Origin of the sequence: Pedobacter sp. CAN_A7 (assembly GCF_015752175.1) — a bacterium.
GTDB lineage: Bacteria > Bacteroidota > Bacteroidia > Sphingobacteriales > Sphingobacteriaceae > Pedobacter.
In genome coordinates, this window is record NZ_JADOUW010000002.1 from 199,499 (window position 1) to 218,826 (window position 19,328).

Annotated in this window: 19 protein-coding genes; 11 read left to right on the top strand and 8 right to left on the bottom strand. The window is 40.3% G+C overall.

What is annotated here, in order from left to right; genetic code table 11:
• Positions 1-60: 60 nt before the first annotated feature.
• On the top strand, positions 61-1,698 hold the full coding sequence (locus IWX76_RS07080) for an Ig-like domain-containing protein (protein ID WP_196859212.1): 1,638 nt from the start codon (positions 61-63) through the stop codon (positions 1,696-1,698).
• Here the strand turns inward: IWX76_RS07080 and IWX76_RS07085 are convergent.
• Both IWX76_RS07085 and nadB read right to left on the bottom strand, forming a co-directional pair.
• A complete protein-coding gene (locus tag IWX76_RS07085; RefSeq protein WP_196859213.1) occupies positions 1,691-2,200 on the bottom strand; it encodes a gamma carbonic anhydrase family protein in 510 nt (169 codons plus the stop codon). The genes IWX76_RS07080 and IWX76_RS07085 overlap by 8 nt on opposite strands.
• A 20-nt stretch (positions 2,201-2,220) precedes the next feature.
• On the bottom strand, positions 2,221-3,807 hold the full coding sequence (nadB, locus tag IWX76_RS07090) for an L-aspartate oxidase (RefSeq protein WP_196859214.1): 1,587 nt from the start codon (positions 3,805-3,807) through the stop codon (positions 2,221-2,223).
• 400 nt (positions 3,808-4,207) lie between these two features.
• Between nadB and nadA the strand changes: the two genes are divergently transcribed.
• Together nadA and thiL are read left to right on the top strand one after the other, a co-directional pair.
• Entirely contained in the window at positions 4,208-5,200 is a 993-nt protein-coding gene (nadA, locus tag IWX76_RS07095; RefSeq protein WP_196859215.1) for a quinolinate synthase NadA, read from the top strand.
• Positions 5,201-5,242: 42 nt separating this feature from the next.
• On the top strand, positions 5,243-6,283 hold the full coding sequence (gene thiL / locus IWX76_RS07100; RefSeq protein ID WP_196859216.1) for a thiamine-phosphate kinase: 1,041 nt from the start codon (positions 5,243-5,245) through the stop codon (positions 6,281-6,283).
• Here the strand turns inward: thiL and IWX76_RS07105 are convergent, their stop codons facing one another.
• Entirely contained in the window at positions 6,284-7,597 is a 1,314-nt protein-coding gene (locus tag IWX76_RS07105) for a DNA recombination protein RmuC (protein WP_196859217.1), read from the bottom strand. It lies immediately after the preceding gene.
• Between the two features lie 223 nt (positions 7,598-7,820).
• Here IWX76_RS07105 and IWX76_RS07110 point away from each other — a divergent pair, with 223 nt between their 5' ends.
• A complete protein-coding gene (locus tag IWX76_RS07110; RefSeq protein WP_196859218.1) occupies positions 7,821-8,510 on the top strand; it encodes a zinc metallopeptidase in 690 nt (229 codons plus the stop codon).
• Position 8,511: 1 nt separating this feature from the next.
• On the opposite strand, the gene apaG is transcribed toward IWX76_RS07110, so the two are convergent.
• Both apaG and dusB read right to left on the bottom strand, forming a co-directional pair.
• On the bottom strand, positions 8,512-8,898 hold the full coding sequence (gene apaG / locus IWX76_RS07115) for a Co2+/Mg2+ efflux protein ApaG (RefSeq protein WP_196859219.1): 387 nt from the start codon (positions 8,896-8,898) through the stop codon (positions 8,512-8,514).
• Positions 8,899-8,929: 31 nt separating this feature from the next.
• Entirely contained in the window at positions 8,930-9,937 is a 1,008-nt protein-coding gene (dusB, locus tag IWX76_RS07120; protein WP_196859220.1) for a tRNA dihydrouridine synthase DusB, read from the bottom strand.
• Positions 9,938-9,990: 53 nt separating this feature from the next.
• Between dusB and IWX76_RS07125 the strand changes: the two genes are divergently transcribed.
• From IWX76_RS07125 to IWX76_RS07135, 3 genes are read left to right on the top strand one after another with little or no spacing between them, the layout of a single operon-like run.
• Positions 9,991-10,917, top strand: coding sequence for a CPBP family intramembrane glutamic endopeptidase (locus tag IWX76_RS07125; RefSeq protein WP_196859221.1), 927 nt, complete (start codon positions 9,991-9,993; stop codon positions 10,915-10,917).
• Positions 10,898-11,104 (top strand): putative signal transducing protein, encoded by a 207-nt coding sequence (locus tag IWX76_RS07130; protein WP_196859222.1) that lies wholly within the window; start codon positions 10,898-10,900, stop codon positions 11,102-11,104. The genes IWX76_RS07125 and IWX76_RS07130 overlap by 20 nt, the downstream gene beginning before the upstream one ends.
• Entirely contained in the window at positions 11,104-11,913 is an 810-nt protein-coding gene (locus IWX76_RS07135) for a phosphatidate cytidylyltransferase (protein ID WP_196859223.1), read from the top strand. The genes IWX76_RS07130 and IWX76_RS07135 overlap by 1 nt, the downstream gene beginning before the upstream one ends.
• A gap of 4 nt (positions 11,914-11,917) precedes the next feature.
• Here the strand turns inward: IWX76_RS07135 and IWX76_RS07140 are convergent, their stop codons facing one another.
• A complete protein-coding gene (locus IWX76_RS07140) occupies positions 11,918-12,133 on the bottom strand; it encodes a DUF3820 family protein (protein WP_196859224.1) in 216 nt (71 codons plus the stop codon).
• 16 nt (positions 12,134-12,149) lie between these two features.
• A complete protein-coding gene (mfd, locus tag IWX76_RS07145; RefSeq protein WP_196859225.1) occupies positions 12,150-15,491 on the bottom strand; it encodes a transcription-repair coupling factor in 3,342 nt (1,113 codons plus the stop codon).
• 75 nt (positions 15,492-15,566) lie between these two features.
• Here mfd and IWX76_RS07150 point away from each other — a divergent pair, with 75 nt between their 5' ends.
• From IWX76_RS07150 to IWX76_RS07165, 4 genes are read left to right on the top strand one after another with little or no spacing between them, the layout of a single operon-like run.
• Positions 15,567-15,893 carry a DUF2752 domain-containing protein gene (locus tag IWX76_RS07150; RefSeq protein WP_196859226.1) on the top strand — a complete coding sequence of 109 codons (327 nt, stop codon included), beginning with the start codon at positions 15,567-15,569 and terminating at the stop codon, positions 15,891-15,893.
• A complete protein-coding gene (locus tag IWX76_RS07155) occupies positions 15,886-16,245 on the top strand; it encodes a TM2 domain-containing protein (protein WP_196859227.1) in 360 nt (119 codons plus the stop codon). Before IWX76_RS07150 ends, IWX76_RS07155 begins: the two co-directional genes overlap by 8 nt.
• 9 nt (positions 16,246-16,254) lie before the next feature.
• Positions 16,255-17,352: a Nif3-like dinuclear metal center hexameric protein gene (locus tag IWX76_RS07160; RefSeq protein ID WP_196859228.1), complete on the top strand. Its 1,098-nt coding sequence runs from the start codon at positions 16,255-16,257 to the stop codon at positions 17,350-17,352.
• Positions 17,352-18,098 (top strand): zinc ribbon domain-containing protein, encoded by a 747-nt coding sequence (locus tag IWX76_RS07165; protein WP_196859229.1) that lies wholly within the window; start codon positions 17,352-17,354, stop codon positions 18,096-18,098. Before IWX76_RS07160 ends, IWX76_RS07165 begins: the two co-directional genes overlap by 1 nt.
• 85 nt (positions 18,099-18,183) lie before the next feature.
• On the opposite strand, the gene IWX76_RS07170 is transcribed toward IWX76_RS07165, so the two are convergent.
• Positions 18,184-19,266: a 3-oxoacyl-ACP synthase III family protein gene (locus IWX76_RS07170; protein WP_196859230.1), complete on the bottom strand. Its 1,083-nt coding sequence runs from the start codon at positions 19,264-19,266 to the stop codon at positions 18,184-18,186.
• Positions 19,267-19,328 lie beyond the last annotated feature (62 nt).

The window sequence follows — 19,328 nt, forward strand, 5'->3', positions numbered from 1 at the left end:
TTTAGAATTTGGCAAACATAACTTACATTAAGAAGGAAAAATCAATTATAAAGCATTAAAATGGCTAACCAAGGCAAAGCGCAGATCATCCCCATTTTTTTATCGGTAATATTAGGAATTTCTTCCTTTATAGGCTGTGGTACTCCCGGACAACTGGTTGGCGGACCAAGGGATAGCATTGCACCTAAGGTTTTAAAAATGAGACCGGAGAATTTTAAGACGAACTTTAAAGCCGAGAAAATAGAGATTGAGTTTGACGAATATTTTAAAATTGAAAATGAAGCTAAAGAATTTTCGGTATCACCGGAGTTTGAAAGGCAACCTACGTTAAAGGTAAAAAAGAAAGTGCTGGAAGTTTCCTTTCAAGACACGCTGGAAAAAAATACCACCTATACCCTCAACTTTGGCAAGTCGATCGCCGACATCAATGAAGGTAACTACATTAAAAATTTCACCTATGTTTTTGCAACAGGACCACAACTAGATTCTTTAAGTTTAAGTGGACAGGTGACTAACGCCATGACTGGGGCACCAGAGATTGAAGCCGTGGTGATGATTTTTCCTATAGCGCGGGATACAGTATGGGGAAAAAAGAAAGCATCTATTTATACGACTACCGACAGCAGCGGAAATTACCAGCTTAAAAATTTAAGGGCGGATACTTATAATGTGTATGCGCTGAAAGAAACAAGCAGTGATAAAATCTACCAGCAAGCTACGGATGAGGTTGGCTTTTTAAGAGATTCGGTGGTGCTGGATGGAGACAAAAAAGACGTGAATCTGAAAGTGTTTAAAGAAGATGCGACGATTTTCAGGGTTACCGAGCGTAAATTAAATTCCGATGGAAGCATTTCTGTTGCCGTAAACCAGCAACTTAAAAAACCTTCCATTAGGATAATTGAACCCGCTGGACTAGACGAAAACAAGTTGGTTAAATTTAATTCCAGGAACGACAGTTTACGGTTATGGTTAAAAGACCTAAGTTTTGACTCGACTAAAGTGGCTATATATGATGAACAAAAGGCTTTAGATACCATAAAATTTTCACGTGGTAAAAAGGAAACTTATACCAGAAATATCAATCTAACCGATAACCTGGAAGGTAACCTGCTTAACCCTAATAAGCCGCTTAAGCTGACCTTTAATTTCCCAATAGAAAAAATGGATGCGAGCAAAATTGTGTTAACGGAAGATTCGGTGGTGAGGACTGGCCTGATCATAGAGAAGGATACCAGCGATTTTCTTTCTTACCAGATTCGTTACCCATGGATTGCGAAAAGAAGCTATGAAATCAAATTTGCGCCAGGTGCTTTTACGGCTATTTTTAATACCCCGAATAAGGAATTTGTACGCTCGTTTGAGCTGTCGAGCAAGGATAATTATGGTACTTTACAACTTAAAGTAGCCATTACGGAACCTAAAAACCAATACATTTTACAGGTAATAGATGAGAATGACGGGCTGATTAGCAGCAGTACCTTTCAAAAAGACACTACGGTTCGTTTCACAAATTACCGTGCAGGAAAGTATTTTGTAAGAATTGTTTACGATACCAATAAGAATGGCAAATGGGATACTGGAAGTGTAGCTGAAGGACGACAACCGGAAAAAGTGTATAATGAACCCAAAGAACTAAGCATAAAAGCAAATTGGGATAGAAATGAAACCATTACTATCCCTAAAGAACCCTCTACCTAAACCAATCGGAATACATAATATAATTATCCGGAAGTTTATTTAATAAAGCCCGTTGCTGTTCAGTAATGGGCTTTAGTTTTTTAGCGGGTGTACCCCCATAAATATAGCCACTTTCGCAGATGGTATTTTCTAAAACCACGGCACCTGCAGCAATAATGCAGTACTCTTCAACCACCGCATGATCCATTACAATGGCACCCATACCAATTAAAACGTGGTCTTTAACTATACAACCATGCACAATGGCATTATGCCCTACAGAGACACGATTACCAATGGTAGTCGACGCTTTAAGGTAGGTAGCATGAATCACTGCACCGTCCTGGATATTGGTGTCGTTTCCAATCGTAATGGCATTTACATCGCCTCTAATGACCGCATTAAACCATACAGAACAATTGTTCCCCATGGTTACCTCCCCTACTATCGTTGCGTTCGGAGCAATAAAACAATTTCCTCCCCAATCTGGAGTTTTACCTTTAACCGGTAAGATCACCGCCATAATATTCTGATTTTATATATTTATACTATTGTATCTACTAAAGTATCCGCGTGTTTGGGATAATCTGTGGTAAAGTGTAAACCACGACTTTCTTTTCTGGCCATGGCCGACTTGATCACGATATAGGAAACCTGGATGACGTTGCGCAGTTCGCAAAGTTTTACCGATACCTTATTGGCTTTGTAAAACTCTTCTGTTTCTCCATATAATAAATAGAGCCTTCTCATAGCCCGGTCCAGGCGAAAATCTGAACGCACAATGCCTACATAATCGCTCATTAATTTTTGCATTTCCCGAAGGTTATGCGTCACTAAAATATCTTCATTGGTTTGGGTAACCCCTTGTGCATCCCATTCGGGAATGTGATCAGGAATCACCACATGTTTGAATTGTTCTATAGCATCAAGATAAATCCGATGCGCAAAAACCGGGGCTTCCAACAGCGAATTTGAGGCCAGTCGGTTGGCACCATGAAGGCCAGTTGCCGAGCATTCGCCAACGGCATACAAGTTGGCTATGGTCGATCTTCCGTACTCATCAACCAGGATTCCGCCACACATATAATGTGCTGCCGGTGTTACCGGAATAAAGTGTTTTGTCATGTCGATTCCGATGGATAAACACTTTGCGTAGATGTTTGGAAAGTGTGCCAATATGTCATCTTTTTCGCGATGCGTGATATCGAGGTAAACGAAATCTTCACCCGATTTTTTCATCTCCGCATCAATGGCGCGGGCTACAATATCACGTGGTGCAAGCGATCCGCGCGCATCATATTCATACATAAATTCATCTCCGTTTTTGCGACGGAGCACGCCACCAAAACCACGAACGGCTTCAGAAATCAGGAAGGCCGGGTACTCCCCGGGATGGTAAAGAGCAGTGGGATGGAACTGAATAAACTCCATATTCCTTAATTTCCCTTTCGCACGGTACACCATCGCCATACCATCGCCTGTGGCAATAACCGGATTTGTGGTGCTTGAATAGATGTGTCCAGCGCCTCCAGAAGCCATGATAGTCACACTAGCCAATATCTTTTCCACATCGTTAAGCTCTGTATTAAAGGCGTATACACCGAAACAGTTAATAACTTCTGTCCGTTTGTCAACAAACTCACCAAGGTGATGTTGGGTAATTAGCTCTAAGCAGAAGTAATGTGTTAATATCTCTATGTTAGGATTGGCATGAATCTGACGAAGTAAAACGCTCTCAATTTCGTATCCTGTGATGTCCTTATAGTGTAATACACGGTGTTCAGAATGGCCACCCTCTTTAGCTAAATCATATACCCCTTGTTTATCTTTATCGAACTGTATACCATAATCGATAATTTCTTGTATACGTTGAGGACCCTCAGTAACAACGATTTCCACTATTTTTGGATCGCAAAGGCCATCTCCGGCAATTAAAGTATCATCAATATGTTTCCCAAAAGAATCGCCTTCATTCACCACGACGGCTACGCCGCCCTGGGCATATTTGGTATTAGATTCGTCCTCGTTGGACTTGGTAATGATTAAAACTTTACCGTGCTGCGCAGCTTTCAATGCAAAGCTTAAACCTGCAATACCCGAGCCTATGACTAAAAAATCGACCTTTCTCATTAATTTATGCTAAATCTGGTACTTTGTTAACAAGTACTGTTTATATGTTAGTTTCTTGTCTAAATAAATAGAACAAATTTTTATGAATGTTTAAAGCTAAGGTAAAAAGGGATTTTGACACAATATTTTCAGTTATTTTTGAGCAACTTTGTAAGGGTTATTAACTTTTTACCACCATACAAAAAATACACATCTAAGTATGGATAACTATTTAGCAGGAACCAGATGTAATTGTTAATCAGCCAATTTTTAAAATAAAAAATCAATTTAATTGTTGATAACTATAGAAAAAGTCAATTCTTAGCATAAAAAAAATGTATTTATTAACATTACTAACACACTAATAAACAATAGAAACTCTACTTATATTAAATAATTATTAATTATTGAAGCGTTGAAAATGGATACCTTAGAGGAAATAAAAAGCAAAGGATTTGTAGAGGAACACATCGACCCGACTCTCGACCTTTTTGAGGAAATTGAAAAATTAAAAAAAGAGAAAAATGCGATCATTCTGGCTCATTACTACCAAGAGCCTGATATTCAGGATATAGCGGATTATATTGGCGATAGTTTAGGATTGTCGCAAGAAGCAGCAAAAACGGAAGCAAAAGTGATAGTCTTTGCTGGTGTGCACTTTATGGCCGAAACAGCGAAGATTTTGTCGCCGGAGAAAACGGTTTTACTGCCAGATTTGAAAGCAGGCTGCTCTTTGGCCGATAGTTGTCCGCCACATTTGTTCAAACAATTCAAAGCGAAATACCCAGACCACCTGGTGATCACTTACGTGAATTGCACAGCAGAATTAAAGGCGATGAGTGACATTGTGTGCACCTCAACCAATGCGGTTCAGATTGTAGAAAGTCTGCCAAAAGAGCAGAAAATTATATTTGGTCCGGATAAGAATTTAGGGGCCTGGGTAGCTAAAAAAACAGGCCGGGATTTGGTGTTGTGGAATGGTGCCTGTATGGTGCATGAAATTTTTTCGAGGGAGAAAATTACCCGTTTGAAAGAGCGTCACCCCCAGGCGAAATTCATTGCCCACCCAGAGTGTGAGGAGGCAGTTTTGCAGATGGCAGATTACATAGGATCGACCACTGGATTATTAAAATATACGTCGAACAATGAGGCGCAGGAATTTATTGTGGCTACGGAAAGCGGTATCATCCACCAGATGGAAAAAGCGAATCCCGGCAAGACGTTTATACCTGCACCACCGAACAATAATTGTGCTTGTAATGACTGTCCGTACATGAAAAGAAACACGCTGGAAAAACTATACCTGTGTTTAAAAAATGGCTTACCAGAAGTAACTGTTCCGCAACATATCATCGCTGAAGCACGTAAACCAATTGAACGCATGCTGGAGATTTCTGCACGCCTGGGTTTGTAAGGTCAGGTGATAAAAAAATTATATTGAATTTAAAAAACGATCATGTTTGAAAATAAAGAGCGTACAGATTTAGCGCTGCTTGGCGAGTTTGGCCTGATAAAACACCTGACTTCCAATTTTAAAATTAACCACGAGAGTAGTGTGAAGGGAATTGGGGATGATGCTGCAGTGCTTAATTTTGAGCAAAAGCAGGTATTGGTTTCTACCGATTTGCTATTGGAAGGTATACATTTTGATCTGGCTTATATGCCATTGATGCACTTGGGATATAAAGCCGTGCAGGTAAACCTGAGTGACATTTATGCGATGAACGGCATGGCGACGCAAATTACGGTGTCGATCGGTTTGTCGAGTAAATTTCCATTGGAGGCCGTGGAGGAATTGTATAAAGGCATTGAACTTGCCTGTAACAAATTTAACATTGATTTAATTGGTGGCGACACCTCTTCGAGTAAACAAGGTCTGGTGATCAGCATCACCAGCATTGGTTATGCAGAGAAAAACGAAGTAGTATACCGCAGCGGTGCACAGGAAGGTGATTTATTATGTGTTTCCGGTGATTTAGGGGGTGCTTATGTAGGCTTACAAATTTTAGAAAGAGAAAAATTAATATTCCTGGAAAACCCTAATATACAGCCAGATCTGGAAGGAAAGGACTATATTATTGAAAGACAGCTTAAACCTGAAGGCCGTAAAGACATCGTGAGTTTGTTGAGTCAGTTGGAAATTATTCCGACATCGATGATTGATGTTTCAGATGGATTGGCCTCAGAAATTATCCATATCTGCACCCAAAGTGAAGTGGGTTGCACTATTTATGAAGACAAATTGCCAATTGACCCGATGACCTATGAAACGGCCAGAGAATTAGGTCTGGATCCAACGGTTTGTGCGTTAAATGGTGGTGAAGATTATGAATTACTTTTCACGATCAAACAAGCCGATTACGAAAAACTGAAACATGATGTTGACGTCACAGTGATTGGTCACATGACGGATAAAGCTTCTGGTGCTAAAATGATTTCCAAATCAAATGTGGTTCATGAATTGAAAGCACAGGGATGGAATGCTTTTAAATTATAATTAATCTTCTTCAAATAAAGCTGGGTCTAAAAACTTGCGGTCAATCTTCTTATTGGTTTTTGCACCCAGCTTTTTTATTTTCTCAGAAGTGTTGGACAGATTTCCAGCTCCTGTAGCGAGTTTATTCATGGCTTTATCGTAAGCATCCTGGCTCTGCCTGATGTTGCGTCCTATGCTCTCCATATCGCTTAGAAAGCCTACAAACTTATCGTACATACTTCCGCTGAGACGGGCAATTTCTAAAACGTTGCGGTTCTGGCGTTCCTGTTTCCATAAACTGGCAATGGTGCGTAAGGTAGCCAGCAATGTAGAGGGGCTGACGATGACGACTTTACGGTCCCAGGCATAATTAAACAAATCTGCATCATGCTGCACTGCCAGGGCAAAGGAAGACTCGATTGGAATGAAAAGCAAGACGAAATCTGGCGAGTTAATCTGGTAAAGGTCATGGTAATTTTTACCAGAAAGGCCTTGTATGTGTGCTTTGATACTTAAAATATGCTGTTTAATGCAAACCTCGCGTTCTTCATCGGTTTCCGCACAAACCAGGCGTTCATAAGCCACCAGGGAAACCTTGGCATCGATCACTAGGTGTTTATCATCAGGCAGGTCGATAATTACATCGGGTTGTAAACGAAGACCATCAGCAGCGGTAAAAGAAGCCTGCGTACGGTACTCCTGGTCTTTAACGAGTCCTGATCTTTCCAGCACCCGCTCCAGGATTACCTCACCCCAGTTACCCTGCTTTTTACTGTCGCCTTTCAGCGCTCTGGTCAGGTTACCGGCTTCCTCTTGAATTTGTTTACTTTGCAACATGAGCTGAGATATTACACCCTGTAAAGTATGTCGGTCGTCTGATTCTGCTTTGTACACTTTATCGACCTTTTCTTCAAAAGCTTTGATATTTTCCTTCAGCGGATGAAGGATATTATGGATATTAAGCTGGTTTTGAGCCGTGAATTTTATACTTTTTTCTTCGAGCAATTTATTGGCAATATGTTCGAATTCGAGCTTGGATTTTTGCTGCAGGGTATTGATAAAATGGGTTTGTTCGATTTGTTTATCTACCTGTGCACGCAGGTTTTCTTCAGCTTTGATCAATTTGCTTCTTTCATTCAGGAATTGTGCCCGGAGATCAATTAACTCATCCTCCAGCTTAGTCTTTTCTTCCCTTAACCAGTTTAAAGCTTTTTGATGCTCCTGTTCTTTCAGTTCCAGTAAATGGGCTGTGGGTGATGCAACTTGTTTTTTGATAAAGAAAACAAGCAATACAGCCACAATAATGAGCAGAAGTAAGATAACGATTAATTCCATTGCTAATATTTTTATCAAAAATGATGATTAATAAATTAAATAACAAATAATTTAGTAAAACAGTGTAGGTTATACCCTACTCAGCTTATGTTGTTTAAAAATTATGTTAGTCGTTATTAAATAACATTGTTCTAACGAGGTAATTCTATGTAAAATTTTGTTAGATAATTAATTAAGGAACACTTTTTGTTTATCCGTCCATGAAAAACATACCTTTTAAACGATGGAAACGTACTTGATAGCGATGATTATCATGTTAGTGATTAGCATGGTGGTGCAGTGGAGTTTTAGGAACAAGTTTTCGAAGTATGCCGAAACACAGTTAAGTTCCGGATTATCTGGAAAAGAAGTAGCAGAAAAGATGCTTGCTGATTATGGTATTTACGATGTAGAGATTATGAGTTCAGAAGGGCAACTGTCTGACCATTATAATCCAGCCAACAAAACAGTTAATTTAAGTACCGACGTATACCATGGCCGAAGTGTAGCTGCGGCTGCTGTAGCTGCTCATGAATGCGGTCATGCGGTACAACATTCCAGATCATATCATTGGTTGCAGCTCAGGTCTAATATGGTGCCTGTAGTAAGCATTTCTTCTAACCTATTACAATGGGTATTGATCTTCGGACTGTTATTGAGTTTTACCGGAAATCCTTTTATTTTAAGCTTGGGTGTTATAGGATTACTACTGGTTACGATATTTAGCCTGGTTACACTTCCGGTGGAATTTGATGCTAGTAAAAGAGCACTGTTGTGGTTAAGAACCAATAGTGAGGTGATGTATACCAAAGAAGAAAACAGGCAGGCACAAGACGCCCTATGGTGGGCTGCTATGACTTATGTAATTGCTGCAATAGGTGCTTTAGCTAACCTGATCTACTATACGTCGATGTTATTTGGCAGAGGAAGGTAATCTAATTTAATTTGTAGGGAACGATTAACTGAAATTCTGGGATATCTACAGTAAATTCAGCATCAACTAATACTCTTGACATGTAGTAATGACCTTTCATACTGCCAATTTCAGATCCCAACTGGCAACCGGATACATAAGCATGGCTGTTACCGGGCTCAATGATGGGTTGCAAACCGATTACACCTTCGCCCTCTACAACCCTGTTGTGTCCATTGGCATCAAAAATAAACCATTTACGTCGTTTCAACTGTATGGTATAATCAGAAAGGTTCTCTATTTCAATGCGATAAGCAAACATAAATTGATCGTTTGCAGGATTTGAATAATCATCCTGATAGATGGTTTCTACGGAAATTTTTACGTCCTGGGAAGTTGCGGTGACCATATTTGATAATTTAGCTGGAAGATTTCAAAAATCAAGCCATTTCAGATTGTATTTCGATATGCTGGTATTTGTCTGACACTTCGTCAAGTATTTCGTGAATCAACTGTATATTTTCTTCTTTTACGAGCTGCATTCTGTAACCTTTAAAGTCAGGTAAACCCTTAAAATAATTAGCATAATGGCGTCTCATTTCAAAAATACCTACCCTAGGGCCTTTCCAGGCTAAGGATTTTTCAAAATGTGTCCTACAAACATTCACACGTTCTTCTACAGTCGGACCTGCAAGAATTTTTCCGGTTTCAAAGAAATATTTTATTTCCCTGAATATCCATGGGTAACCAATGGCTGCTCTGCCAATCATAATTCCGTCTACTTCGTACTCTAATCGCCAATCCGCAGCTTTTTGTGGACTATCAATGTCGCCATTACCGAAAATAGGGATCTTGATTCTGGGGTTTCTTTTGATGTCGCGGATCATGCTCCAGTCGGCCTGTCCTTTATACATCTGTGCACGTGTACGGCCATGGATGGTTAAGGCTTGAATACCGATGTCCTGCAGTCGTTCTGCCACTTCATCAACGTTTTTAGTATGGTCATCCCAACCTAAACGTGTCTTAACAGTTACCGGTAAGTGAGTAGCGCGAACAACCGCCTCTGTCATTTTTACCATTTTATCAATGTCCTGTAACAGACTGGCACCTGCACCCCTGCAAGCTACGTTTTTTACTGGGCAACCATAATTAATATCGATGAGATCTGGGTTAGCCAGGGAAGCTATTTCGGTGGCTTCGCGCATATGCGGAATTTCGCTCCCGAAAATCTGTATACCAATGGGTCTTTCATACTCAAAAATATCAAGTTTCTGACGACTTTTTGCGGCATCCCGAATCAACCCTTCAGAGGATATAAATTCAGTATACATCATGTCAACCCCGCTTTGTTTACATACAAAACGAAACGGCGGATCGCTTACATCTTCCATGGGTGCAAGCAATAATGGGAAGTCTCCCAAATCTATATTTCCTATCTTTACAGACATTTTTCTATCTTCAAACCAAAATTTAAAGTACAAAGGTACAAATAATACGAATAATGAATTTCCCATACCAAGAAAAGCATGAAAATAGTGCTTATTTACAATTACTTATGCTTTGCGGATATGCCTTGGCTGGAATATTAATCTGTTCCATCATTGGGTTTATCGTCCTTTATTTCCTGTATGGGGAGGGTGTGTTAATGGATATGAGTGCATTGACAGCGGGCGACGGAAAATACCTAAATGGCTTAAAAGTATTCCAGATTCTTTCTTCTATAGGCTTATTTTTAGCACCACCATTATTTTTAGCGTTAACGGAAAGAAAGAAAATATCTGAATTTTATGAATTTAACAGGCCTACCCTACCCCTGTTAGGACTTGTATTTTTAATTATGGTGGTTACCATGCCTTTTACGGAATGGACAGCCATATGGAACCAGCAAATGCATTTTCCGGAGTTTTTAAAGCCTGTAGAGCTTTGGATGAAGGCAAAAGAAGCGGAAGCTATGCGTATGACTTATATATTTCTAAAAATTAATGGCATAGGCGATTTCTTTTTTAATTTATTAACCATTGCCCTGGTTCCTGCTTTCGCAGAAGAATTAATGTTCAGGGGAGGTGTTCAACGTGCTTTTAAGCGGATGTTTGATAATCCTCATGTCGCCATCTGGCTGGCGGCATTTATATTTAGTGCCATACACCTGCAGTTCTACGGGTTTTTACCCCGTTTATTATTAGGCGCCTTATTTGGTTATCTTTACCTGTGGACGGGAAGTTTGTGGTATGCGATTTTGGCTCATTTTATAAATAACGCCTATGCGGTGTGTATAGCCTGGTACCTGCAAGCCAATAACCTGCCTTTAAATCAAGCGGAGTCTACCTTAAATACCCCATGGTATGGCTATGTAATTAGTTTACTGGCGGGGGTTTATTTACTTATTTATTTTAAAAACAAAGCGAATTATGGAAAACAACTGGGTTAAGGTATACACCACAGAAAATGCAATTACAGCCGAAATTATTAAACAAGCCCTGGTAGAAAACGATGTCCCTGCAGTAGTACTTAACCAACAGGATTCTTCTTACCGCACATTTGGCGTGCTAACCGTACTGGTTAGACCAGATGATGAAGACAAGGCGACTGCGTTCATTAAGGAAAACGAATTATAATGAAGACAAGAGCCATTACCGCGTTCTTTTTTACCCTGGTTATGCTGGGATCTGTGTTTTTAGGGCCATATGCCTTTACTTTTTTCTATTTATTACTGAGTTTGCTGGCCCTTCGTGAATTTTATACCCTGGTGAATACCGCAGGAATAAAGGCACATGTGGGTATTGGGTTAGCCATTAGTGCAGCCGTGTTTTTAATAACGGCAAGCAGCTATTTCTGGAACCTGGACAGTCGGTATTTCGTGCTGCTGATTCCCCTGTTGTTTTGTGTGTTTTTAGTCACCCTTTACCAGCATCAGGAAAGTCCGTTTACCAGCATCGCCTATACTTTTGTGGGTTTAATTTACGTGACCCTCCCCTTTTGCTTTTTCTACGCTTTAGGGTTTGCCTTTTCAGACCAGGGATTTAATTTTCATTTACCCCTTTCTTTTTTATTGATGTTATGGGCAAGTGATACAGGTGCTTATCTGTTTGGAAGGAAACTAGGTAAAACCAAGTTGTTTGAAAGACATTCACCTAAAAAATCATGGGAAGGCTTTTTTGGTGGGGTATTTACCAGTGTACTGGTGGCTTATCTTATCTCTTTGTTGTTCACTGAACTCTCTGCCCCTGTTTTAATGGGTATGGCAGTATTAGTGGTATCTTTTGGTACCCTGGGTGATTTAGTGGAGTCTATGTTAAAACGTAGTTTAAATGTAAAAGACTCCGGAACTTTGTTACCTGGACACGGGGGGCTATTAGATCGTTTTGACGGACTTTTAATTGGTGCGCCGATTGTATTTGCCTATTTGTATTTATTATTGAAATAAGCGCTTATCTGGCGTTTCTAAGGGGTTTCAACAAGTATTCTAATCCGTTGAGTTTGATTTCGTATAAAGTACCTAGCAAATCGCCTAATTTCCCAGTTGGGAAGCCTTTGCTGTGGTACCAAACCAGGTAAGGTTCGGGCAGATCACAAAGGATCCAGCCCTTATGTTTTCCATATGGCATGCGCATACTGACCAGGTCTTGCAGAAGTTGTGGGTTCATTGTTGCTGTGATTAGTTTATTGTGCCACCATATTGAGCATTTCTACTGCTTCATCTACCGTATTTAAATTCTCGAAAGCAATTCTAAGTGAGTTTTTAACCTCCTTTAAATTGCATAGACGGGGATGCATCTGTGCAAAGTGCAATATTTTATTGAACATGATGGAATCAAAGAAAGCACTTTGTTTATCAGGGATAAAATAACCACGCACCACACCTTTTTTAAAGCTCAGTTTTTCAAATCCCAACCTCTTAGCCACCCACTGCAGGCGCAGCACGTTTAACATGGTTTTTACGGGTTTTGGTACTGGCCCAAAACGGTCTTTAAGGGATGCTTCAAAAGCTTTCAGTTGAGTTTCATTGTCAATTTTAGAAAGCTCTGTATACAGATTATACCTTTCAGTGATGTTGGTGACGTAATCATCAGGAATATATAATTCCAGGTCGGTATCTATCTGTGTGAAGGTGACAAATGGCCGTTGAGGTTCTTCTTTAAAGAGGTCTTTAAATTCATCTGCTTTCAACTCCTGTATGGCCTCATCCAGAATTTTATGGTACATGTCGAAGCCTATCTCTGCGATAAAGCCACTTTGCTCTGCGCCTAAGAGGTTCCCACTGCCCCGGATGTCTAAATCTCTCATGGCGATGTTAAAACCGCTCCCAAGGTCTGAAAACTCTTCAATGGCACTGAGGCGTTTACGGGCTTCGGAGGTTAAAGTTGATAATGGCGGACTTAACAAATAGCAAAAAGCCTTTTTATTGGATCGACCTACCCTGCCACGCATCTGGTGTAAATCGCTTAAACCAAACATGTGTGCATGGTTAATGATAATGGTATTGGCGTTCGGGATATCCAGTCCGGCCTCAATGATGGTCGTGGCAACCAATACATCTTTTTCTCCATTAATAAAATCAAGCATCACATCTTCAAGTGCATCGCCATCAAGTTGTCCGTGCGCAATACCAATACGGGCTTTAGGAACCAGGTTTTGGATCATGCCCCCCAGTTGTGGCAGGTCATTTACCCGGTTATGGATAAAAAACACTTGTCCGCCGCGGTCCAATTCAAACTGCACAGATTCCTGTATCAATTTATCATTGAAAACATGCAACTCCGTATTTACAGCCTGCCGGTTAGGTGGTGGTGTATTGATAATGCTGAGGTCCCTTGCGCCCATGAGCGAAAAATGCAGCGTACGCGGAATAGGCGTAGCGGTTAAGGTAAGCGTATCGACATTGACACGTAGAGCCTTTAATTTTTCTTTAGAGGATACGCCGAATTTCTGCTCTTCGTCTACGATCATGATGCCTAGATCCCTGAATTTTACATCTTTACTGAGTAAACGGTGAGTACCAATGATGATGTCAACCTTACCTTCTGCAAGTTTAGCCAGCGTTTCTTTTATCTGTTTATTCGTTTTAAAGCGGTTGATGTAGTCGACCGTAACGGGGAATTCTTTTAAACGCTGAGAAAAGGTTTTAAAATGTTGTGTAGCCAAAATGGTTGTTGGAACCAATACTGCGGCCTGTTTGCCATTGGCAACGGCTTTAAAAGCAGCACGGATAGCGATTTCTGTTTTACCAAAACCCACATCCCCACAAATAAGCCTGTCCATAGGATGCGGTGCTTCCATGTCCTTTTTGATGTCGTTTGTGGCTTTTTCCTGATCTGGGGTATCTTCATAAATAAAGGAAGCCTCGAGTTCAGTTTCCATATAACCGTCGGGCAGGAATGCTGTACCGACCTGGGATTTCCGTAGGGCATAGAGCCTGATCAGGTCCCGGGCAATGTCTTTAACTTTTTTTTTAGTTGTTTTTTTGAGCTTTTCCCAGGCTTCTGTACCCAGTTTATTCAATTTGGGCGCAGCAACGTCTTTACCGCTATATTTAGCAATACGATTGAGGGAATTGATGTTTACATATAGTAAATCGTTATCAGCATAGACCAGTCTAATCATTTCCTGGGTTTTTCCATTTACTTCCACCTTTTCTAGTCCGGCATACTTACCGATACCATGGTCAATATGGGTCACAAAATCGCCAGGTTTTAAATCACGGAGCTCTTTTAAAGTAATGGATTGGCTACGCTGGTAGCCTCTTTTAAGTTTATATTTATAAAAACGGTCAAAGATTTGGTGATCGGTATAAAAGGCCACATGTTGCTGCGGATCAACAAATCCTTCTCTTAAAGCGAGGTGTACCGGGGTAAACTTGGCTGATTTATCAATATCGTCCAGAATGGCATAGAGTCGTTCTGTTTGTTTGGAAGAGCCGCTAAAAATAAAGTTATGCAGGCCCTGCTTTTCATTCTCCTTGAGGTTGTGAATGAGTAGGTTAAAGTCTTTATTAAAAGAAGGCTGAGGTTTGGTTTCGAAAGCAAAGACCTCTTCTGTTTTGTAGAAAAACTGTTTACCAAATTCCACCAGGTAGAAATCATGTAGCGTATCGCCAAGCATCTTTTCATCTGTAAAGCCATATTTTGGATCTATCCAGTCCGGATTTTCCTGTTTTTCTTTTACAGGCAAGGCTTTCCAAAGCTCAACGGCCTTTTTAAAACCGCTTTTAACCACATCCAGCGTAAATTCGACGTCTTTAAACCAAAGCTGGGTATCTTTTTCTATGTAGTCCAGCAAGCTGATGTTATTTTCCGTCAGGTATTTGGATTGAACATTAGGGATGATCATCAGGCTTTTTACATCCTCCACTGATAGCTGGGATTCAATTTCGAACGTCCGGATACTTTCCACGATGTCGCCAAAAAACTCAATGCGGTAAGGCAGGTCATGTGAAAAAGAAAATATATCAACGATTCCACCGCGAATAGAAAACTGTCCGGGTTCATAAACGAAATCGGTACGTTCAAAATCATAATCGATCAGGAACTCATTGATAAATTCAATCCCTAATTTGGTGTTTACGCTAATTTCCAGGGTGTTTTTTTCCAGTACTGCACGGTCAATAACCTTTTCGGCAAGTGCCTCAGGATAAGTAACTACGATTTTTCCGAATTCAGCCTGGTGGTTGAGTTCATTGAGCACTTCTGCCCTGCCTAATACGTTAGCGGTATCAATTTGTGTAAAATCGAAGGCTTTACGAAAAGAGGATGGAAAGAGTAAAACTTCTTTCTCCAGGAGGTTTTCCAGGTCGGCGAGGAAATAGGCCGCTTCTTCCCTGTCGGGCAAAATGAAAAGCTGGGGTTTATGCAGTAAGAAATAACTGGCTGCAGCAACTGTAGCATCGGCAGAGCCCACTAAACCTTTTAGTTGAACTTTATTACCTTTGGGACCATTAAGGGCCTTGGCCAATGCGACAATGCGCTCATCTGTTTTATATCTGTTAATCAGGTCGCGGATGTTCACAACACAAATGTAAGATTTAAGAATTGCTATCCTGTAACAAAGGAAATAGAAATCAATCTAAAATTAAAACAAAGCATGAAGACGCGACTTAAAATACCTGTTGAACTGATCCTTTGGATCATTGCATTGGTATTATTAGCGGGCGCTTCACCAGCAGCGCAACATGGGATGGACCATTTTACTTTTTGCCCTCTGGCTAATATGGGTTTAAACTGGTGCCCGGGTTGTGGAATTGGGAGGTCTATTACGCATTTGTTTCATGGCGACCTGCAATCCAGCTGGAATCAGCATTGGTTTGGCCTACCAGCCGTGATCATTTTAAGTTATCGCATTGGAACACTGACAAAAAGGTTGTATAACAGCCGTAATAAATTAGAGAATAAGGAGGAGAGATATGTTTAATTCACCATTTATGATGCTGCCGGGTGTCACACCCGATGAATATTCGTATTTACAAGCAGCCACGACAGGATTTAGTGAAGCGCAGTTAAGGGGATTTTTAATGATTTACAGTAGTAAAAGAAGAAATCCTGATGATATGGTGCTGTATTGTATTCTTGGTTTTTTTGTGCCAGGTTTACCCAGGTTTTTGCTTAACCAGATTGGAATGGGTGTTCTTTATTTCTTTACTGCCGGTTTATGCTTTATTGGAACGATTATCGATTTAATCAATTATAAAAATTTGGCTTACGAATATAACCAACGCATGGTTTTTGAAAGTTTGCAGATGATTAAAATGGGAAATTTAATGTAGTTTTACCTAATGAAATTAGCTGTATTAACGAGGTTTCTGGAAAGTTATGCGCCACTAAATTACCAGGAGGATTATGATAATGCTGGATTAATTGTAGGTCAGGCCGAAATGGAAGTAACCGGCGTACTGGTTGCACTGGATTGTACCGAAGATATTGTAGACGAAGCCATCTTTTTGGGATACAATGTGATTGTTACCCACCACCCTATTGTATTTAAAGGAATTAAAAAACTAAACGGCAAAAACTACATTGAACGTGTGGTGATGAAAGCCATTAAGAATGACATTGCTTTATATGCCATTCACACTAATCTTGACCATGTACATAATGGGGTGAGTGGAGAAATTTGCAAACGCCTGGGTTTAAAGAACCCAAGGATTTTGCGGCCTAAAGCCAACCTGTTAAAAAAACTGGTTACTTTTTGCCCTAATGCACAGGCCATGCAGGTGAGGGCTGCCCTTTTTCATGCTGGTGCCGGTCAGATTTCAGATTATAGCGAATGTAGCTTCAATGCCGAAGGTTATGGAACTTTTAAGGGTAATGATCATACGAATGCATTTGTTGGTGAAAGAAATGTGCTTCACCAGGAGCCGGAAGTTAGGATGGAGACGATATTTCTTGCTCAGGATGAGCGGAAGATCATCGTCGCTTTATTAGAGAATCATCCCTATGAGGAGGTGGCCTACGATATCTATCCCTTAGACAATAAATTGCAGCAGGTAGGTGCAGGTATGGTAGGCTGGCTTGAACAAGGCATGGATGCCCCGGAGTTTTTAAGCTTTTTAAAGGATAAGATGAATGTACAGGTGATCAGGCATACCCAGGCCCTCCCCAAAAAAATCAGGCGTGTAGCTGTCTGTGGTGGATCTGGTAGTTTTTTACTGCCCGACGCGCTGGCGGCGAATGCAGATGTGTTTATTACTGGTGATTTTAAATACCACGAGTTTTTTGATGCCGACAAAAAATTGATGATTGCCGATATCGGACACTTTGAAAGTGAACAATTTACCTCAAATTTGTTGGTTGAAATTATTCAAGAAAAATTTCCTAACTTTGCAATCCGTTTAACGGAGCATAATACAAACCCCATAAATTATTTCATTTAATGGAACAAACTGTAGAGCAAAAGCTGAAAGCTTTATACGAATTACAAACCCTTCATACTAAAATTGATAAAATACGTCAGATCCGTGGTGAATTGCCAATGGAAGTTGCTGATTTAGAAGACGAAGTTGCTGGTTTAGAAACCCGCATTCAGAAACTAAAAAGCGAACTTGACGAGATTGAAGATGCGATTGTAACGCGTAAAAACATGATCAAAGAGTCTCAGAACCTGATCAAAAAGTATGAAACTCAGCTAAAGGATGTTAAAAATAATCGTGAATACGATGCTTTAACAAAAGAGGTTGAAATCCAGACATTGGAAATTCAGGTGTGTGAAAAGAAAATCCGTGAACATGGATTTGAAATCGCTCAAAAAACGGAGATCTATGAGAAAGCATTAGCTGATCAGGAATCCCGTAAAAAAGACCTGGATATTAAAAACGGGGAATTACAAACGATTACTGCTGAAACTGAAAAAGACGAGTTGACTTTAAGCAAAAAAGCTGATAAGTCTGAAGGTGCTATCGACGAGCGTTTATTAGTTGCTTACCACCGCTTGAGAAAGAATGCAAATAATGGCCTGGCCGTAGTTACGATTGATCGTGATTCTTGTTCAGGTTGTTTTAACCAGATTCCGCCTCAGCGTCAGTTAGATATTCGTCAACGCAAGAAAATCATTGTGTGTGAGCACTGTGGTAGAGTCTTAGTTGATGAAGCATTAACGTTGGAATTAGCAGAACAATTATAAGGGTTTAATAGCTATAAAAAAGGCGGCTGGTGATTTCACCAGCCGCCTTTTTTATAGCTATATTTTTATGTACTTCATTCAAGTCTTAAAAGCGGTACACAAAGGCATTAATGTGCATGCCAGCGCCTACGGAAGCAAATACAGCATATTGGCCTTCTTCAATTTTATAACCGTCTACAGCACCCTGGCGAACCAGATCCAATAAAGTAGGGATGGTAGCCACAGAGCTGTTTCCTAACCAGGATATGGTCATGGGAACCAGGTTCTCAGGAACCTTATCAAGGTTGTATAATTTAAACAGGCGTTTCATAATGGCATGATCCATTTTGCCGTTTGCCTGGTGTATAAATACTGTTTTAATGTCTTCTATGCTGATCCCAGCCTTGTCAATCGCTTTTTTAACGACTTGAGGGACATTAATCACCGCAAATTCATATAGCTTCCTGCCGTTCATTTTTAAGTAGGCATTCTCCTGGCAAGCCGCTGGGTTATTACTTTTCCCCATCACCAGCAGTGATCCATAATCAGCAGCAAAGGTTTGTGTTTTATGAGCAAGAATACCGATAGGTGTTTCTGATTGTTTTCCTTCGAAGATCACAGCGCCTGCACCATCTGAGAAAATCATGCTGTCGCGGTCATGTGGATCAATGATTCTACTTAACGTTTCAGAACCAATCACCAATACCAGCTTTGCATCACCACTCTTAATAAGGTAATCTGCCTGTATAACGCCTTGTAGCCAACCTGGACAACCAAAAATAACATCATAAGCCACACAGTCTGGATTTTGAATACCAAGGGTCTGTTTTACTTTTGCCGCGAGCGCAGGCAACATGTCCATGCGATTGGTGCCTTCTTTTACATCACCAAAATTATGGCAAAAGATAATATGGTCAAGCGTTTCTTTATCAATACCTGCATTCTCAATGGCACGTTGTGCAGCGATGGTGCCAATGGTACTGTTTACCTGTAAAGGGTCTACGTATCTTCTTTCGTTGATTTCAGTGATTTCGGCAAACTTCGTGATAATTTCAGCGATAGCCTTATCCAGAAGTAGTCCATTTTCATAAAAGGTAGCGTTTAAAAAAGCATCACCAGCTATTTTATTTTCAGGGATAAAACTCCCTGTGCCTGTAATTACTGAGTATATTGGGTTTTTATTGTCCATTTTGTACTACATACTATTTTGGTATACAGTATAAAATTACAGTTAATTAATTAAAGTTCAAA

Coding starts and splice junctions, on each gene's coding strand:
- nadB (WP_196859214.1), bottom strand. CDS start 3,807: ATGAGAAAGGTCGATTTTTTAGTCATAGGCTCGGGTATTGCAGGTTTA.
- dusB (WP_196859220.1), bottom strand. CDS start 9,937: ATGTCTGTAAAGATAGGAAATATAGATTTGGGAGACTTCCCATTATTG.
- IWX76_RS07155 (WP_196859227.1), top strand. CDS start 15,886: ATGTTTAATTCACCATTTATGATGCTGCCGGGTGTCACACCCGATGAA.
- IWX76_RS07135 (WP_196859223.1), top strand. CDS start 11,104: ATGAAGACAAGAGCCATTACCGCGTTCTTTTTTACCCTGGTTATGCTG.
- IWX76_RS07110 (WP_196859218.1), top strand. CDS start 7,821: ATGGAAACGTACTTGATAGCGATGATTATCATGTTAGTGATTAGCATG.
- IWX76_RS07165 (WP_196859229.1), top strand. CDS start 17,352: ATGGAACAAACTGTAGAGCAAAAGCTGAAAGCTTTATACGAATTACAA.
- IWX76_RS07140 (WP_196859224.1), bottom strand. CDS start 12,133: ATGAACCCACAACTTCTGCAAGACCTGGTCAGTATGCGCATGCCATAT.
- IWX76_RS07170 (WP_196859230.1), bottom strand. CDS start 19,266: ATGGACAATAAAAACCCAATATACTCAGTAATTACAGGCACAGGGAGT.
- thiL (WP_196859216.1), top strand. CDS start 5,243: ATGTTTGAAAATAAAGAGCGTACAGATTTAGCGCTGCTTGGCGAGTTT.
- apaG (WP_196859219.1), bottom strand. CDS start 8,898: ATGGTCACCGCAACTTCCCAGGACGTAAAAATTTCCGTAGAAACCATC.
- IWX76_RS07125 (WP_196859221.1), top strand. CDS start 9,991: ATGAATTTCCCATACCAAGAAAAGCATGAAAATAGTGCTTATTTACAA.
- IWX76_RS07105 (WP_196859217.1), bottom strand. CDS start 7,597: ATGGAATTAATCGTTATCTTACTTCTGCTCATTATTGTGGCTGTATTG.
- IWX76_RS07160 (WP_196859228.1), top strand. CDS start 16,255: ATGAAATTAGCTGTATTAACGAGGTTTCTGGAAAGTTATGCGCCACTA.
- IWX76_RS07150 (WP_196859226.1), top strand. CDS start 15,567: ATGAAGACGCGACTTAAAATACCTGTTGAACTGATCCTTTGGATCATT.
- nadA (WP_196859215.1), top strand. CDS start 4,208: ATGGATACCTTAGAGGAAATAAAAAGCAAAGGATTTGTAGAGGAACAC.
- IWX76_RS07085 (WP_196859213.1), bottom strand. CDS start 2,200: ATGGCGGTGATCTTACCGGTTAAAGGTAAAACTCCAGATTGGGGAGGA.
- IWX76_RS07080 (WP_196859212.1), top strand. CDS start 61: ATGGCTAACCAAGGCAAAGCGCAGATCATCCCCATTTTTTTATCGGTA.
- IWX76_RS07130 (WP_196859222.1), top strand. CDS start 10,898: ATGGAAAACAACTGGGTTAAGGTATACACCACAGAAAATGCAATTACA.